The 17,982-nt window shown below is 60.2% G+C and carries 12 protein-coding genes; 3 read left to right on the top strand and 9 right to left on the bottom strand.

Going from position 1 to position 17,982, the window contains the following annotated elements; translation table 11 throughout:
* Nucleotides 1–8: 8 nt before the first annotated feature.
* From QOM10_RS09895 to QOM10_RS09860, 8 genes are all read right to left on the bottom strand, one after another.
* Entirely contained in the window at nt 9–3,227 is a 3,219-nt protein-coding gene (locus QOM10_RS09895; RefSeq protein ID WP_316917948.1) for a transporter substrate-binding domain-containing protein, read from the bottom strand.
* A gap of 10 nt (nt 3,228–3,237) precedes the next feature.
* Nucleotides 3,238–3,864: a response regulator transcription factor gene (locus tag QOM10_RS09890; RefSeq protein WP_127930374.1), complete on the bottom strand. Its 627-nt coding sequence runs from the start codon at nt 3,862–3,864 to the stop codon at nt 3,238–3,240.
* A gap of 135 nt (nt 3,865–3,999) precedes the next feature.
* Nucleotides 4,000–4,443 (bottom strand): chemotaxis protein CheY, encoded by a 444-nt coding sequence (locus QOM10_RS09885; RefSeq protein WP_316917947.1) that lies wholly within the window; start codon nt 4,441–4,443, stop codon nt 4,000–4,002.
* Between the two features lie 111 nt (nt 4,444–4,554).
* Entirely contained in the window at nt 4,555–4,950 is a 396-nt protein-coding gene (locus tag QOM10_RS09880; protein WP_316917946.1) for a hypothetical protein, read from the bottom strand.
* Nucleotides 4,951–5,127: 177 nt separating this feature from the next.
* Nucleotides 5,128–5,844 carry an MgtC/SapB family protein gene (locus QOM10_RS09875; protein WP_007913384.1) on the bottom strand — a complete coding sequence of 239 codons (717 nt, stop codon included), beginning with the start codon at nt 5,842–5,844 and terminating at the stop codon, nt 5,128–5,130.
* A gap of 142 nt (nt 5,845–5,986) precedes the next feature.
* Complete coding sequence (mgtA, locus tag QOM10_RS09870; protein WP_316917945.1) at nt 5,987–8,686, bottom strand: magnesium-translocating P-type ATPase; 2,700 nt, start codon at nt 8,684–8,686, stop codon at nt 5,987–5,989.
* Between the two features lie 574 nt (nt 8,687–9,260).
* Nucleotides 9,261–10,595, bottom strand: coding sequence for a lysine N(6)-hydroxylase/L-ornithine N(5)-oxygenase family protein (locus QOM10_RS09865; protein WP_127926552.1), 1,335 nt, complete (start codon nt 10,593–10,595; stop codon nt 9,261–9,263).
* A gap of 132 nt (nt 10,596–10,727) precedes the next feature.
* The gene (locus QOM10_RS09860; RefSeq protein WP_127926551.1) at nt 10,728–11,210 is read right to left on the bottom strand and encodes a sigma-70 family RNA polymerase sigma factor; all 483 of its coding nucleotides are present in this window, start codon (nt 11,208–11,210) and stop codon (nt 10,728–10,730) included.
* 319 nt (nt 11,211–11,529) lie between these two features.
* On the opposite strand from QOM10_RS09860, the gene QOM10_RS09855 reads away from it, so the two are divergent.
* The 3 genes from QOM10_RS09855 to QOM10_RS09845 are packed head-to-tail and all read left to right on the top strand — an operon-like array spanning nt 11,530 to nt 16,078.
* Complete coding sequence (locus QOM10_RS09855) at nt 11,530–12,702, top strand: efflux RND transporter periplasmic adaptor subunit (RefSeq protein ID WP_316917944.1); 1,173 nt, start codon at nt 11,530–11,532, stop codon at nt 12,700–12,702.
* Complete coding sequence (locus tag QOM10_RS09850) at nt 12,703–14,676, top strand: MacB family efflux pump subunit (protein WP_316917943.1); 1,974 nt, start codon at nt 12,703–12,705, stop codon at nt 14,674–14,676.
* Between the two features lie 7 nt (nt 14,677–14,683).
* A complete protein-coding gene (locus QOM10_RS09845; RefSeq protein WP_316917942.1) occupies nt 14,684–16,078 on the top strand; it encodes an efflux transporter outer membrane subunit in 1,395 nt (464 codons plus the stop codon).
* Between the two features lie 122 nt (nt 16,079–16,200).
* Here the strand turns inward: QOM10_RS09845 and QOM10_RS09840 are convergent, their stop codons facing one another.
* Nucleotides 16,201–17,820, bottom strand: a complete 1,620-nt coding sequence (locus QOM10_RS09840; protein WP_127926546.1) for a PvdJ/PvdD/PvdP-like protein — start codon at nt 17,818–17,820, stop codon at nt 16,201–16,203.
* Nucleotides 17,821–17,982: the final 162 nt, after the last annotated feature.

Raw genomic sequence — 17,982 nt, 5'->3', positions numbered from 1 at the left:
TTGCCAGTTCAGGATTGCAGATGTTGCGCGAGGCCGGCCATGGCCTCGCGCAACGTATCGCTTGCCATGCCCAACGTCGCCGCGTGCGCTTCGCTGCACGCCTGCTCAAGCTCGATACACGCCGCCACCACCCGCGCAGCCCCGACCATCTGCGCCCCACCCTTGATGTGATGAGCCAGTTCGCGAAGCCCCGCGCGATCCTGCTCTTGCTGCAACAGATCCAGACGTTGCAGATCGATGTGCAAGCTGTTGAGCACCTCCTTGCGTAAATGCTCGATCAAGCCACGATCATTCCCGGCCATTTGCTCCAGGGTGCTCAGATCGATCTCCGCCAATGCTGGCGCCGCGCTGGAGGCCGCCGCGATGTCGCAATGACTGGCCGCCGTCAATGCCTGCGCCAGATCGTGCAAGCGGATCGGTTTGAACAGGCACTCGTCCATGCCAGCCTTCAGGCAGCGCGTCCGTTCCTCCGCCTGCGCGTTGGCGGTAAAGCCAAGAATCAGGCAAGGCTTGCGCCCGGCAATCGCTTCTTCTTCACGAATGGCCTGCGCCAGTTGATAACCGTTGCGCCTCGGCATATTGCAATCGGTGATCACCACATCGAACACTTGCGTGCGCCAGCGCTCAAGGCCTTCATCGCCGTTTTCGGTGTCGACCGTGCGATGGCCGAGTTCACTCAACTGCCAGCACAGCAGCAGACGGTTCACCGGATGATCGTCCACCACCAGCACACTCAGAGAACACGCAGCAGCAACGACGGCTTGCGGGGGTGCCGGGGTCTGAGCGAGGGCGGCCAACAGCGGCAGTTCGAGACTGACTTCGACTTGCGTTCCCTCGCCCGGCGCACTGTCGAGCCGCAGCGTGCCGCCCATCATTTCGCAGAGGCTGCGACTGATGACCAGGCCCAGCCCGGAGCCGCTGCGTGCCGACTGCGAGTGATTGCTCGCCTGCACGAACGGGCTGAACAAGCGCCGCCGATCGTCGTGGCTGATCCCGACCCCGCTGTCCTCGATCCGCACTTTCACGGCCAGTGTTTCTGTCACCGCTGCGCTCACCACCAGCCGCAGACTGACCTCGCCTTCTTCAGTGAACTTGATCGCATTGCTCAGCAGATTCGATAGCACTTGTTTGAACCGCGTCGGATCAATCAACACATCAACGTTGCTGCGGGGATCCAGTTCGATGTGCCACAACAAGCGCTTCTGCCGCGCCAGCCCTTCAAACACCCGACACACTGACGCCACCAGTTCGCGCAGGTTGGCGCGTTCGGGCGCGAGTGACAGGTGCCCCGTCTCGATCCGTGCGATGTCGAGAATGTCGCCGATCAGCGCCAGCAATTGTTGCCCGGCATTGGACGCCACCTGAATCGCCAGACGATCGGTCACGCCTTCTTCTGCGCGCTTGAGGGCCAGTTCGAGCATGCCGATCAAGGCATTCATCGGTGTACGGATTTCATGGCTCATGGTCGCCAGAAACGTGGTTTTCGCCCGATTCGCATCGTCTGCTGCGTCCTTGGCTTCCTGCAATTGCTGCAACCATTGCTGGCGTCGGCGGATCTGCTGGCGCTGAAAAACGATCCAGGCCAGCGCGAGTGCCAGCAAGACCGCCGCACCGGCAAAGCCGAGGAGAATCTCGCGGCGATGTTGTAACCAGTAACTGTCATCCACCACCACATCGTGGCTCCAGCGTTCAACCAACTCGTCCATCTGTTGTGGGGCGATGCTCAACAACGCCTTGTTCAGGATCGAATGCAGTGCGGGCATTTGCGGTGCGGTCGCCAGCGCAATGCGCGCCGGTTGATCGCCGACCGTGCCGGTAATGCGCAGACGTTCGCGGTAGTGCCGGGCGATCAGAAAGCGCGCCACCAGCAACGAACTCACCGTGGCGTCGACTTGCCCCTTGGCAATCAGCGCCATGCCTTCGGCAGGGCTTTTGACTTCGATCAGACGGATGCCCGGCACGCGTTCCAATAGATATCCGCGCAACGGGTGGCCGCGATAAATCGCCAGCCGTTTACCGGCCAGGTCATCAAGGTTGAGCGGCCCCTGCGCGGTGATTGCACTGACCAGCACAAACGGATTGTTCAGATAGGCGCGAGTAAATTGCAGTTCGGTTTCGCGCTCGCTGCTCGGCGTCACCACTGGCAACACATCCAGCTCACCGGCCTTGAGTTGTTCGATCTGACGATCAAGCGACACACCGCGCACGATTTCAAAATTCAATCCGCTGCGCTGGCTGATCACACTCAGCAACTGCGCGGACAACCCGTTGAAGCGGCCGTCGGCATCAAAAAAAGTCAGCGGCGCAAAATCGTCGATGGCACCGACCCGCACCCGTGGATGCTGGTCCAGCCAGGCCTGCTCACTGGCACTGAGTTGCACCCGTGATTGTTCAGCCATCTCGGCAAGGCCGACGCTCCAGCGCTGCTCGATGCGTTGGCGATGCTCCATGGGAATGGCGGTCAACACCTTGTCGACGATGCGCTTGAGGCGTACATCGCTGCGCAACAAGGCAAAAGCGAACGAATTGGCGTCCAGCCCCGACGGGCCGGCCAATTGCAGGTCGTTGCGATAATTGGTGTTGATCAGGTAGTTGGCACTGATGAAGTCGCCCAGATACACATCATCCGCGCCGAAGGCCACCGCACCGAGCGCATCCATCGCCGAAGGGTAACGCTGCACACTGGCATAGGGATAAAACCCCTGCACATTCGCCAGTGGCAAATAATCCTCGACCATGGCCACGCGCTTGCCGGCAAGATCTGCCGGCAGCTTTTCATCGAGGCGAGTCACCAGCATCGGCTGATCTTCGGCGTAAGCGCGGGACAGGATGAAATCCGGGTCGGCGGCTTCAAAATTGTTCGAGGTTCCCAGCAGATCGAGGTCACCACGCTTGAGTGCCGCCATCACCGCATCGCGGTTGGCAAAGCGCCGGACTTCAATGCGTGTGCCGAGCAACTGCGCCAGCAGATCAGCATAATCGGCGGTGAGCCCTTCGAGTTCCTGTTGATTGCGGGTGATCTCGAACGGTGGGTAATCCGGACCGGAAATACCCATGCGTAGCACCGGGCGCTGACGCAGCCATTGGCGGTCCTGCTCGTCCAGCCGCAGCTGGACGTTTGCCAGGCCGGTACGGGTCAGTACCTGCAGCACCTGCGGCGCGTCACCCGCCCAACTACTGGCGATCAGGCTCAACCACAGGCAGACAATCCAGCATCCCTGCCGCATGTGCAATTGCTCAGATCACATGATTGCGCTTGGCGAATTCGCGCAAGAGCACCAATGAGTAAACCCCGAGTTTTTTCATCAGACGGGTTTTATAGGTGCTGACGGTTTTGTGGCTCAGGTGCATGTCCTCGGCAATCGCCTTGTTCGATTTGCCCCGCGCCAGTTGCACGAAAATAGTCAACTCACGATCAGAGAGCTGATCGATCATCTGTTTTTCGGTGGTTTGCACGGCATTCAGCGTGCTGAGGTAGTCCGGAAGCACGGAAAAATAGGTATGTCCCGAAACGACCGCCTGAATGGCATTGCGCAACTGCTCCAGTTGATTGGTTTTGGTCACGTAGGCCATGGCCCCGGCACGCACACAGCGCTCCTGATAGAACATGGGTTCGTGTGTACTGAAAACCAGCACTCGGCATCGTGGATAATTGACCCTTATCCGCTCCAGAACGTCGAGCCCATCGAGTACTGGCAAATTCAGATCGAGTATCACCAGTTGCGGCGCGTGCTCACGAATAAGCGACACCACCTCGTTGCCTTGGGACGCCTCGTATATCCGCTTGAATCCTTCGCCTTGCAACACGATTCGGATGGCGGCGCGCACCACCGGATGATCATCGACGACAAGCGCTGACTTCATGGCCACTCCCGATGCAAAGTCTGACGAACAGGCCACCGATTGGGGCTGCTCCGGACTCAGTGGCTGCGCAGGGACTGTTACACGTAACGGCGCGCAAATCACCTGTCAGATCTGACAGTTGCAGGAAATGATTTTCTATGCATGCGCAGCGCTCTGCACCAACGGATTTACCCTGGGGGCTGATAACGTCTGTGCCCGTGCCGGAGCGTCGACCAGCGCCATCAACTGGTCGATCGACTGTTTTGATGGCAGTGACAAATGGCTGATCTGTACATTTTCCTGAGCGAAGCCGGAGGACAGTTGCAACGGCGCCGTTTGCTCGTTGTAGATCAACGCCTGACGAACCTGCGGGTTATCGAGGAAAAAACCCGGCAGATCCAGCGAGCCTGCAGCGAGTTCGGCGTTGATGACCACCACATCGAAGGGCTCGCAACCGTAGTCCACCAGAGTCAGCAGCTCGGTAAGGTTCTGCACCGGAGCAATGCGGTAATAATTGAGGCCGTTGAACAGTCGCTCGATTTTCATTCGGTGAAAATGCTGAGGGTCTGCGATCAGGATACGCAGGGCTTTATTGATCATGATCGATCTCCCGGGGTCACGGTTTCTGGGTGCGGCAAGACTACGCAAGCTGCGTGTCGGGTTCTGTAGGAATAATCCGAAAAAAAAGGTCACTCATCCGAGTCATGCCCATCACTGTGCTGTCGCCAGGTCAGCGATCAAAGGGCCGAGTGTCTGCCGATCCGGTGTACGGATCAGGGTCAAATAGCGTCGATCAGTGCTGCATATCGCCTTTGCGCATGCCTCGCCGCGACGTTTGTCGTAAATAACGGCATGACGAATCTGCAGGTTGCATTGAAAAAAACGCAAAGGATCGACTCCACCGACCGCCATCAGCTCAGCGTTGATGATCAGCAGGTCATAGTGCTCAAACGGATCGGACGAGTAATGCGTCGCACCCAGCAGCTCACGAAACGAATACACCGACACGTTGCCGCGACAGCCGAGTTCGTTGAGGCATTTGCTTATTCGCACATGCAGCGCCCGTTGCTCGTCGGCAATAAGGATTCGCCAGCGTTTGTAGGACATTGTCTTTCACAGCCCAGGAAAATCACGCTCATCACGTGAATGACAAGGCTAAGCAAAAGGAGCCGTGACGCCTGTAGGACGAATCTTAAAAATGAATGGAGAACAGCTGAGAGCAAGCAAAAAAGCCACACCCGGCATGACCGGATGTGGCGTTGCTACTGAACGGACGAGCGCGGTTCATTCGGTGGTACTCGGACTCCAGAACGCCTGCACCACCAGCGCCGACGTGGAAATCCGCGCAACCAGTGCGTCGAGTTCATCACCATCGACCGACGTCGTCGCCAGCGTCGCTTCGATCTCGATTTCATCGGCGCCGAACGCATGCACATCGACGTCGCTGGCCGGGTAGTTGCTGCGCTCAAGCTCTGCTTCAAGCAAGGCGAACACGGCGGTCTGCTGCGAGCGGCGGGCGATGACATAGACGATATTGGTGACTTCCGCCGAAACCACGTCCAGCGGCTGGCGGTTGATGTTGTTGACGATCGGCCGCAGCAAAGTGTTGGCGGCCAGAATGAATAGCGTGCCGAGTACGGCTTCGGCGAGCAGATCGGCCCCGGCACAGGCGCCAACCGCCGCCGAAGTCCACAGGGTTGCGGCGGTGTTGAGGCCGCGCACGTTGCCTTCTTCGCGCATGATCACCCCGGCGCCGAGAAAACCGATGCCGGACACCACGTAGGCAACCACGCGCACCGCGCCTTCAGCGCCGGCGAGACGGTTGGCCATGTCGACGAAAATCGCTGCACCGACGGCGACCAGCACATTGGTGCGCAGGCCGGCGGTGCGTTGCCGGTACTGGCGCTCGAAGCCGATCAGACCACCGAGAATGAACGCGGCGCTGAGGCTGACGAGGGTGTCGAGCAGCGAATCGAGGTTGAGGTTGTTGATGGCTTGCATGATGAAATCCTTGAGAACACAAATTCCCCCTGTGGGAGCGAGCCTGCTCGCGAAAGCGGAGTGTCAGCCACTACAGCTGTGGCTGAAAAAACGCCTTCGCGAGCAGGCTCGCTCCCACAGGGGAACGGTGTTGGCCGTGCTGTTATTGCCAGCCGAACCGGCGGATGTAAAAACCTTTCACGGCCTGGGTCAGCGCCATGTACGCCAGCAGAATCACCGGCAGGAACACGAAGTACAGCGACGGCAGCGCCTGCAATTTGAAGTAGTGCGCCAGCGGCCCCATCGGCAGGAAGATGCCGACCGCCATGATGATCCCGGTCATCACCAGCAGCGGCATGGCGGCACGGCTTTGCAGGAACGGAATCTTCGGCGTGCGGATCATGTGCACGATCAGCGTCTGGGTCAGCAACCCGACCACGAACCAGCCTGACTGGAACAGGGTCTGGTGATCCGGGGTGTTGGCATCGAATACGTACCACATCAAGGCGAACGTGGTGATGTCAAAGATCGAACTGATCGGGCCGAAGAACAGCATGAAGCGCCCGACGTCGCCGGGCTGCCAGCGTTGTGGTTTTTTCAGCATCTCCTCGTCGACGTTATCGAACGGAATGGCAATCTGCGAAATGTCGTAGAGCAGGTTCTGCACCAGCAGATGCATCGGCAGCATCGGCAGGAATGGAATGAACGCACTGGCGACCAGCACCGAGAAGACGTTGCCGAAGTTGGAACTGGCAGTCATCTTGATGTACTTGAGCATGTTGGCGAAGGTGCGACGCCCTTCGAGCACGCCCTCCTCCAGCACCATCAAGCTCTTTTCGAGGAGGATGATGTCGGCCGCTTCCTTGGCGATGTCCACCGCACTGTCCACCGAAATACCGATGTCAGCGGTACGCAGCGCTGGCGCATCGTTGATGCCGTCGCCCATGAAGCCGACCACGTGGCCATTGCCTTTGAGGATGCGCACGATGCGCTCCTTGTGTGACGGCGTCAGTTTTGCGAACACATTGGTGGTCTCTACGGCCACGGCCAGTTCGGCATCGCTCATGCGCTCAACGTCATTGCCCAGCAACAGGCCCTGTTGCGCCAGGCCGACTTCGCGGCAGATTTTCGCGGTGACCAGTTCGTTGTCACCGGTCAGCACCTTCACTGCCACACCGTGTTCGGCCAAGGCCTTGAGCGCTGGTGCGGTGCTTTCCTTCGGTGGATCGAGGAACGCCACATAACCAATCAGCGTCAGTTCCTGCTCATCGGCCAGGCTATAAACTTCTCGACCTTCCGGCATCGAGCGGGCAGCCACCGCCACCACGCGCAAGCCTTCAGCGTTGAATGCTGCGGTGACCTGACGAATCCGGGTCAGCAATTCATCGCTCAAGGCTTCATCGACCTCGCCGTGACGCACGCGGCTGCACACCGCCAGGACTTCTTCCACGGCGCCTTTGCAGATCAGTTGATGTGGCTGGCCACGCCCTTCGACCACCACCGACATGCGCCGACGATTGAAGTCGAACGGGATCTCATCGACCTTGCGAAACGCTGTGCCGACTTTCAGTTCGCGGTGGACTTCCACGTGTTCCAGTACAGCGACATCGAGCAGGTTTTTCAGGCCGGTCTGGTAGTAGCTGTTCAGATACGCCATCTCCAGCACGTCGTCGGAATCTGCGCCCCAGACATCGACATTGCGCGCGAGGAAAATCTTGTCCTGAGTCAGCGTGCCGGTCTTGTCGGTGCACAGCACGTCCATGGCGCCGAAGTTCTGGATCGCATCGAGGCGTTTGACGATGACTTTTTTGCGCGACAGAAACACCGCGCCTTTGGCCAGCGTCGAGGTGACGATCATCGGCAGCATTTCCGGGGTCAGGCCGACCGCAATCGACAGTGCGAACAGCAGCGCTTCGGTCCAGTCACCCTTGGTGAAACCGTTGATGAACAGCACCAGCGGCGCCATCACGAACATGAAGCGGATCAACAACCAGCTGACTTTGTTGACGCCTTGCTGGAACGAAGTGACCGCGCGATCGGTTGCGCCAACACGCTGGGCCAGCTCACCGAAATAAGTGCTGTTGCCGGTGGTGAGAATCACCGCTACAGCGGTGCCGGAGACGACGTTGGTGCCCATGAACAGGATGTTGTCCAGCTCCAGTGGATTACGCGTGTCGCGATCAGCCTGACGCGGAAACTTCTCCACCGGCATCGATTCGCCGGTCATCGCCGCCTGGCTGACGAACAGATCCTTGGCGCTGAGCACGCGGCAATCGGCAGGAATCATGTCACCGGCCGAAAGCACAATCAGATCGCCCGGCACCAATTGCTTGATCGGCAATTCGCTGCGTGGCGCGTCACGGCGCATCACCGTGGCGGTGTTGCTGACCATGGCTTTCAGCGCATCGGCGGCCTGGTTGGATTTGCTTTCCTGCCAGAAGCGCAGCAGCGTCGACAGCACGACCATGGAGAAAATCACCACGGCTGCCTTGAGGTCTTCGGTCAGCCACGAGATCACCGCCAACAGGGTCAGCAGCAGGTTGAAGGGGTTTTTGTAGCAGTGCCACAGGTGCGTCCACCATGGCAGCGGCTGCTCGTGTTCGACTTCGTTGAGGCCGTATTGCGCACGCAGCGCATCGACTTCGAAATCGGTCAGGCCATCGGCATGCGTGCCCAGTGAAGACAGCAACACACCGCTGTCGCACTGCGCGGCATCGACCAGGGTGTTGGCCAGCGTGGGTGGGACTTCACGGCTGACCGTGGTGCCGTTGATCGATTCCAGCAGCGCCAGGCGACGGAAGTGCCGGGCGATGTGGCGGGTCCGCAGAAAACCTGCGAAGAATTCCTTGAGCGTAAGTTTCATGGCTGTTGCCCCTATGGTCAGCCGGGAAACCGTCGAGCAGGTACGGCCGCGCCTCGTCCGCCGGAAAAACCGGCACGGCAAGGCCTGGCGCGCCGGTCAGAAAAGACAGGCGTGTCGATAGGGCTGCGATCTCGACAGTGAAGTCGAAATCACGCTCTGTTCAGCGTCGATGAGAGGGACGTCGAGACATGGCCCAGGACGGGTCATGCACGGGATGCCGCTGCTCGCTTTTACGGCGAGACAACGACAGAGAAAGTCTGCGCGTTATCTTGCCGAGAATCTGCCGGTTACCGAGACCGGCCGACAACTGTCACTCGAACAAGTACCCACTGTGGGTCTCCGCTATTGATGAAAACGCGCGAAGCTTACGCTCCGATGATTGGAGAGTAAACCCGCAAAAGGCAGTGAGTCGGGGAATGTGGGGGGATGTTCAGGAAGGGTTCAGGATTCGGATTTTGCGGTGATTTTAATGGCCCCTTCGCGAGCAGGCTCGCTCCCACATTTTGTCCTGCGTACACAGAACCATTGTGGGAGCGAGCCTGCTCGCGAAGGCGGTGTATCAGGCAATGCTGATTCAGCTGGCAGTCGCCAACAACAGATCCGCCATCGACCGATGCCCACGGTTCTTGCCATGCTCGTACAGCGAGCCGGCAATCTCGTCCGCGCGAATCGGCAACACCGACAGCAGCGTATCGCTCAGACCATGGCTGGCCTGGCAGAAGCCCTGCATGTAGATGCCGGCCTTGCAGCGCTCGTCGGTGATCAGTTTGTAGTTGCGATCAACCTCGAAGTCGCCCAGGTATTCTTCCAGCGGCGCCAGCAGTTTGCGGTGCATCTGCCGTTCGTAACCGGTGGCCAGAACAACAGCGTCGTAATTGCGCACGGTGACTTCGCCGGTGGCGCTGTTGCGCACGGCCAGTTCGATACCGTTTTCGGTGGCGGTGGCTTTTTCCACGGTGGTCAGAGTGCGGAATGCGTGACGGGCGATCCCGGAAACCTTCTGGCGATAGAAAATGCCGTAGATGCGTTCGATCAGATCGATGTCGACCACCGAATAGTTGGTGTTGTGGTACTCGTTGACCAGACGCTCACGCTCGGCGCTGTTTTGCTGGAACACCAGGTCGGTGAATTCCGGCGAGAACACTTCGTTGACGAACGGGCTGTCGTCCGCAGGCTTCAGTGCCGAGCCGCGCAGGATCATGTCGACCTGTACCGACGGGAACGAATCATTCAGGTCGATGAAGGCTTCCGCCGCACTCTGCCCGCCACCGATGATCGCAATGCTCATTGGCTGATTGTTCACGCACGGCTGTTTGGCCATTTGCGATAAATACTGAGAGTGGTGGAACACGCGAGTGTCACCCTTCAGCGCTTTGAACGCCTCAGGAATACGCGGCGTGCCGCCGGCGCTGACCACCACCGAACGGGTGGTGCGCACATGTTGCAGGCCGTCGCTGCCACGGGAAATCACGCGCAGCGCTTCAACCTGATGGTTGTGCAGCACCGGTTCGATGGTCAGCACTTCCTCACCGTAACGGCTCTGCGCGGTGAACTTGCCGGCGACCCAGCGCAGGTAATCGTTGTACTCCATGCGGCACGGATAGAAGGTGCCGAGGTTGATGAAGTCGACCAGACGGCCGTGATCCTTCAGATAGTTGACGAACGAGTACGGGCTGGTCGGATTGCGCAGGGTCACCAGATCCTTGAGGAAGGAAATCTGCAACTCGCTTTGCGTCGACAGGGTGTTGCCGTGCCAGCTGTAGTTGGCCTGCTTGTCGAGGAACAGCACATCCAGCTCGCCCTGGATCGGGCCGCGCTCTTGCAGAGCGATGGCCAGCGCCAGGTTCGAAGGGCCGAAACCGACGCCGATCAGGTCGTGAACGATGGGCGATGCAATTGCCTGTGTCATTTCCAGTGTCCTCTGGATGAACCCCTCAACCGTGGGGATAAAGCCTGGGTGACCTGACCGGCCCGAAGCAGGACAGCAGATCGTCTGTTGAGTAGGAACGAGGACGGTGAAAAAAAATTTACTGAGGAAGGATCAATGGGCGTCCCATTGTTTGATCCGCACCCGGCAATGTTTCATCGCATTGACGATGTGTTTCTCCACCAGCGCTTTGGAAATCCCCAGGCTCTCGGCGATTTCGTTATGGGACAGACCTTCGATCTTGCGCAGCAAAAAACTTTCGCGACACAGCGGTGACAATTCTGCCAGTGCGCGCTGAAGCATCGCCAGACGTTGACCGTGATCAAGTGTGCCATGGGGCGACGGGGTGAAATAGCGCTCTTCGCTGTCCAGCACGTCAAGCGGCTCGGCCTGACGCAAGGCGTTGCGCCGATGATCATCGATGACCAGGTTCAATGCCGTGCGATAAAGGAAAGCCCGCGGTTGTTCGATCGGCGTATCGCTGGAACGCTCCAGCACCCGCACATAAGCGTCATGCACCACATCTTCGGCCACCTGACGGTTGCCCAGCCTGGCGTTAAGGAAACACACCAGCTCGCGATAGTAGTTCTCCAACATGACTCCCGACCGCTGCGGTGCGGTTTCGATCCTTGAGCCAGATCCGCGATGGTCAAAACGACAATGGCAGGATGGTGGCAATTTCAGATGCGTAATTTATAGTAATTCTCATATAGATTTAAAGCGCTGTTTCGATTTGCCCGACAAATTGTTGCCCGCTATACCTGTTACCGCGTTTTGCAGCGCTTAAATTACCCATCGCGTCTCTCGTTTAAAGGACAGTTCCCCGTATCTGTCGCCTCCTGCGTCAGCGTTCGGTCGTGGCCCGCGTGCGGTGCCGGCTGGATGACGGGTCGATTTTCACTGGCCGGAACCCTGCATGAAACGTCCCCGCCCCGCCCGACGCGCCCTGCTCGCAGCCCTTTGTCTGATTCCCGTTGTCGCCGTAGCCGCCTGGCAGATATTGCCCCCTGGCCGGGACAAGTTCGCCACCGTGCCAGTCAGTCGTGGCGACATTGAAAGCAGCGTCACCGCGCTGGGCACGTTACAGCCCAGGCGCTATGTGGACGTCGGCGCCCAGGCTTCCGGGCAAATCCGCAAAATCCATGTGGAAGTCGGCGACGTGGTCAAGCAAGGCCAATTGCTCGTGGAAATCGATCCGTCCACGCAAAAGGCCAAGCTCGACGCCAGCCAGTTCTCCATCGAAAACCTCAAGGCGCAGTTGCAAGAACAACAGGCCCAGCACGAACTGGCGCAGCAGAAGTACCAGCGCCAGCAGAACCTCGCGGCTGGCGGCGCCACCCGTGAAGAAGACGTGCAGACAGCCCGCGCCGAACTCAAGGCCACCCAGGCGCGTATCGACATGTTCCGCGCCCAGATCCGCCAAGCCGAGGCCAGCCTGCGCAGTGATCAGGCCGAGCTCGGCTACACACGCATCTATGCGCCGATGGAAGGCACCGTGGTCGCACTCGATGCCCGCGAAGGCCAGACACTCAATGCCCAGCAACAGACGCCACTGATTCTGCGCATCGCCAAACTTTCGCCGATGACGGTCTGGGCCGAGGTTTCCGAGGCCGATATCGGCCATGTCAAACCGGGCATGACCGCTTACTTCACCACGCTCAGCGGGGGTAATCGGCGCTGGAGCAGCACCGTTCGGCAAATTCTGCCGGTGCCACCCAAGCCGCTGGACCAGACCAGTCAAGGCGGTGGCAGCCCGGCCAGCTCAAGTAAAAGCGGCAGCGCGCGCGTGGTGCTGTACACCGTGCTGCTGGACGTTGATAACGCCGACAACGCCTTGATGGCAGAGATGACCACGCAAGTGTTCTTCGTCGCTGACCAGGCGAAAAACGTGCTCACCGCACCGGTCGCCGCCCTGCAAGGCAGCGCCGTGGCCAATCGGCAGACCGCGCAGGTCATCACCGCCAATGGCGAGATTCAGTCCCGCGAAGTACGCACCGGCATCAGCGACCGTCTTAGAGTGCAGATTGTCGAGGGCTTGAACGAAGGCGATCACTTGTTGATCGGCCCGGCCGACGGCAGCGGAGGTTGAATGCAAACGCCTCTGATCGAACTGCAGGACATCCGCAAATCCTACGGCGGCGGTGACGCTCCCGAAGTTCACGTGTTGCGCGGGATTGACCTGTCGATTCACGCCGGCGAATTCGTGGCGATTGTCGGCGCGTCCGGCTCCGGCAAATCAACATTGATGAACATTCTTGGCTGCCTCGACCGACCGACAAACGGTGAATACCGTTTTGCCGGGGAAAACGTCGCCGGCCTCGACAGCGATGAACTCGCCTGGCTGCGGCGCGAAGCCTTCGGTTTCGTGTTCCAGGGCTATCACCTGATTCCGTCCGGCTCGGCCCAGGAAAACGTCGAGATGCCGGCCATCTACGCCGGCACCCCCGCCGCCGAACGGCATGCCCGCGCCGCCGCCCTGCTCGACCGCCTCGGTCTGGCCGCGCGCACCGGCAACCGCCCGCATCAACTGTCCGGAGGCCAGCAACAACGCGTATCGATTGCCCGCGCACTGATGAATGGCGGCCACATCATCCTCGCCGACGAACCGACCGGCGCCCTCGACAGCCACAGCGGCAAGGAAGTCATGGCGCTGCTCGATGAACTGGCGAGCCAGGGCCACGTTGTCATTCTCATCACCCACGACCGCGAAGTGGCGGCGCGGGCCAAGCGCATCATCGAAATCAGCGATGGCTTGATCATCAGCGATAGCGCCAGAAACAATCCTGACGCCCAGACCAGCGCCAATCCCGGCGCCCTGCAAGCGGTGGATCTGCGCAAGCGCTTGAGCGAAGGTGCCGAAGCCACCGGGGCCTGGAAAGGCGAACTGGTGGACGCCCTGCACGCGGCGTGGAGGGTGATGTGGATCAACCGCTTCCGCACCGCGCTGACCCTGCTCGGCATCATCATCGGTGTGGCCTCGGTGGTGGTCATGCTCGCGGTCGGCGAAGGCAGCAAGCGCCAGGTCATGGCACAAATGGGCGCGTTCGGCTCCAACATCATTTATCTCAGCGGCTCGGCGCCCAACCCGCGAACGCCACCGGGCATCATCACCCTCGACGATGTGCATGCCCTGGCAAGCCTGCCGCAAGTGCAGCGGATCATGCCGGTGAATGGCGCCGAGGCCGGTGTGCGCTTCGGCAATGCCGACCACCTGAGTTACGTCGGCGGCAATGACACCAACTTCCTGGCGATCTTCAACTGGCCAGTGGTTCAGGGCAGTTACTTCACTGAGGCCGATGAACAGAACGCGGCAGCCGTTGCGGTGATTGGCCACAAGGTGCGGACCAAACTCCTCAAAGACGTTGCCAACCCGATTGGCCAGTACATTCTGATCGAGAACGTGCCGTTTCAGGTGGTCGGGGTATTGGCGGAAAAAGGCGCCAGTTCCGGCGATTCCGACAGTGACAACCGCATCGCCGTGCCCTACTCCGCCGCCAGCGTAAGACTGTTCGGCACGCGCAATCCAGAGTACGTGGCCATCGCTGCCGCCGACGCGCGCAAGGTCAAGGACAGCGAACACGCCATCGAACAACTGATGCTGAACCTGCACAACGGCAAGAAGGATTTTGAACTGACCAACAACGCCGCGATGATCCAGGCCGAAGCGCGCACGCAAAACACCCTGTCGCTGATGCTCGGCTCGATTGCGGCGATCTCGCTGCTGGTAGGCGGCATCGGCGTGATGAACATCATGCTCATGACCGTTCGCGAACGCACTCGCGAGATCGGCATCCGCATGGCCACCGGCGCCCGCCAGCGCGACATCCTGCGCCAGTTTCTCACTGAAGCGGTGATGCTCTCGGTGGTCGGCGGCATCGCCGGCATCGCTCTGGCGCTGATCATTGGCGGCGTGCTGATTCTCAGTGAAGTCGCGGTGGCGTTCTCATTGATGGCGGTACTCGGCGCTTTTGGTTGCGCCTTGGTCACCGGTGTTGTCTTCGGCTTCATGCCGGCCCGCAAAGCTGCCCGACTCGACCCGGTCACGGCCCTTACCAGTGAATGATCGCTCTATGAAACCGCGCCTCAGTCTGTTGACCGTCTGCCTGATACTCAGCGCTTGCGGCAGTACCCCACAACCCCCGGACAGCGGCATCGTGCCGCCGGCCGCCTGGCAATCACCGCACGACACCAGCGCCGAACGCGACGCCCTGCGCTGGTGGACGCGCTTCGCCAGCCCGCAACTCAATCAACTGATCGAACAGGCCCAGGTCGGCAGTTATGACCTGGCCGCGGCCATCGCTCGCGTCCGTCAGGCGCGTGCCGACACGGTGATTGCCGGCGGTTCGCAGCTGCCGGAAATACAAGGCACCGGCAATGCCAATCGGCAGAAGCTGTTGCGTGGCGAGGGCTATCGTCAACTGGATGCCGACAGCAGTAACAGGGCGGTGGACTACTTCGACGTCGGCCTCAGCGCCAGTTACGAAATCGACTTCTGGGGCGGTAAGCGCGCATCGCGCGACAGCGCACAATTCAGCCTGCAAGCCAGCGAGTTCGATCGCGCCACCGTCGAGCTGACGTTGCTCAGTGGCGTCGCCAACAGCTACACGCAGGTGTTGTCACTGCAGGAACAGAGTCGCATTGCCGAGCTTAATCTGGCCAACGCGCAAAACGTTCTGCAATTGGTACAGACACGCTACAACGCCGGCTCCGCCACCGCGCTGGAGCTGGCGCAACAAAAAAGCCTGGTGGCCGCGCAGCAACGCCAACTGCCGACCGTCCAGCAACAGACCCGAGACGCGCAGATCGCTCTGGCCGCACTGCTCGGCCGCCCGGTGCAAGACCTGCCGGCCAGCCACGAGTCCTTCGACCAGTTGCAGTGGCCGCCGATATCCGCCGGCGTGCCCAGCGAACTGCTGACGCGGCGCCCGGATATTGCCCGTGCCGAGGCCCAATTGGCGGCAGCTCAGGCGAACGTCACAGTGGCACGAGCGGCGATGCTGCCGAAAATCACGCTGGGCGCGAGCATCGGCTCCGGCGCCAACCAGGCGGATGACCTGTTGCGCAGTCCGTTCTACAACCTCACCGCCGGGCTGATCGCACCGATCTTCAACAATGGCCGATTGGGTGCCGAACGCGACAAAGCGACGGCTCGTCAGGAGGAGCTGCTGGAAACTTATCGCGGCGCCATCATCAACGGTTTCGCCGACGTCGAAAAAGCCCTCAACAGCATCCGTGGACTTGATCAACAACGGCAGTGGCAGAGCGAAGAGCTGAACCAGGCGCAAACCGCCTTCAACATCGCCCAGAGCCGTTATCAGGCCGGCGCCGAGGATTTGCTGACCGTACTGGAAACCCAGCGCACGCTGTATGCGGCGCAGGATCAGAACGTGCAACTGCGGCTGTCGCGAATGCAGGCGAGTATTGCCTTGTACAAGGCACTGGGCGGCGGGTGGCAGGCACTGTAATCGCGCAGCCCGGCCAAGCGCTTTCGCGAGCAGGCTCGCTCCCACAAGAGATCGCATTTCAACTTGTGGGATGCGGCCAACCTGTGGGAGCGAGCCTGCTCGCGACGAAGCTGAAGCGGTAATCAGGCCTGAGTCTGTTTGGCCTTCAGATTGCGCGCATACCACGGCCGTGGCGGCACGCGGCGGAACAGCCCGGCGAGTTTCTTCTCGTCATTGAGGAAGGTGATGCGCAGCGCCAGCTTCATGGTCTCCGGGTCCATCTCCACCGTCTTGCCCGCCTGCAACCCCGGTGTGGTGCTGCAACCATGGGTGACTGGCCCTAGCCAGGGATCATCGACTTCGTTCCAGCGTCCCGGTGCAAACCACTGCACACCATTGACCACCTTGCGCGTGACTTCACCCGGATGGAAGCGCTCGTGGGCGCGGAACCAGTCCTCAATGCGATCGTCGATCCAGCCATGGAAATGCCAGAACGCCGGGTTGACGTGAGACGAAAAGGGATCGCCCAGAAAGTCGTTTTCCGCGCCATACCAGCGCGGCGCGAAATCGGCCTGATCGCGGGCAAACGGCACTGGCTGGCCATTGGACGGATCACGCGGCACCGACGCCCAGCGCATGTGCAGCCAGTCGTGCAGCCCCAATTCAACCTCGGAACCGAACTGACCGAGCGTGAGTCTGGCCAGGTACACCGGATCACGGTATTGCGACTCCCAGACCTGGAAGTTGCTTTCGTAGGTCTCGGCCGTCTTGATGTCGCTGACCCACTTGCTGTACTCGTCATCACCGTCCGCCAGCCATGCGGGCGGCAGCGCCGTGCCGTCATGGTTGTCGAAGTAACGGGCGAAGCCCGGGCGATCACGGATCAATTCCGGTTGTGGCAGCGGAAAGTATTGCCACGATGGCAGGTCCTGCATTGAACGCGCCGTGCCGAGCATGTGCCGATGCATGAAGAAGAAATCCACACCGGAGCCGTTGCGGTCCTTGCGCGGCCCACGGGCATCGCGCTCCTTGTCACGCGGTCCGGGCTGCCAGCCGATGCCGCGCAAGGCTTCACGTTTGTCTTCAGGCAAGGTGTGCCACTTGTCCCGCGTGGCATGCCACAACTGGTGGAACAGTCGGTGCTCGGGGGAAATCAACCAGGCCAGCAGCGTCGGATTCAACGGTGTCCGTTCACGCGCCTCGGGAAACAGTCGCTTGACTGCGACAAATCCATTGTCCTCTGCTGGCAAGGCCAGGGGGCGATCCAGACGCATCGCTTTTCCGCTGAGGGTGCCTTTGCCGGCGTTGCCGAAATCGGCCCAGACCTCATCGAGGATCATTTCCAGCTCATAGTTGATCTGGCCTTGTGCACCCACCAGCCGCCAACTCAGTTTCGCCGCATCGGCACCGGCCAGATCGCCAAGAATTCGGTAACGAGGTGTTTCGCCGGAGCGCAAACGCTCCGGCGTATCAAGAAAACCACAGACGCCACGACCTTTCTGGCCGATGTCGAGGAACACTTGCAGCCCCTGGGCCGGAAGCCCTTCAAGGCCTGCGTCACGGCCTTCGAAGCGAATATCCCAGACGCCCCGCAAGGCACTGGCCAAACGTTGTCCGGCGAGATCGGCGACGTCGAAAGACGCTTCACCCGGAGTGATCGTCGGATCCGGCTTCGTCCATTCACGATGCCCAAAATAAGCCGCCGGCACGGCAGCGCCGGTCAGCGCCAGGCCCGCCATGAACCATCGTCGAGAAATCTTCATTGCCCTACCTGTGTCAGCCATGAAGCAGGCTTTATCCAAGCTAGAACGTTTGTTGCGCGGGTAAATTTATGTGGGTTTGAAAAGATCGCAGCCTTCGGCAGCTCCTGCATCGAATGTATATCCCTGCAGGAGCTGCCGAAGGCTGCGATCTTTTAACCTGGC

Origin of the sequence: Pseudomonas sp. P108, assembly GCF_032613195.1 — a bacterium.
Taxonomy (GTDB): Bacteria; Pseudomonadota; Gammaproteobacteria; order Pseudomonadales; family Pseudomonadaceae; genus Aquipseudomonas.
Note: the sequence above shows the minus strand (reverse complement) of the source record. Positions and strands in the feature narration are given on the sequence as shown.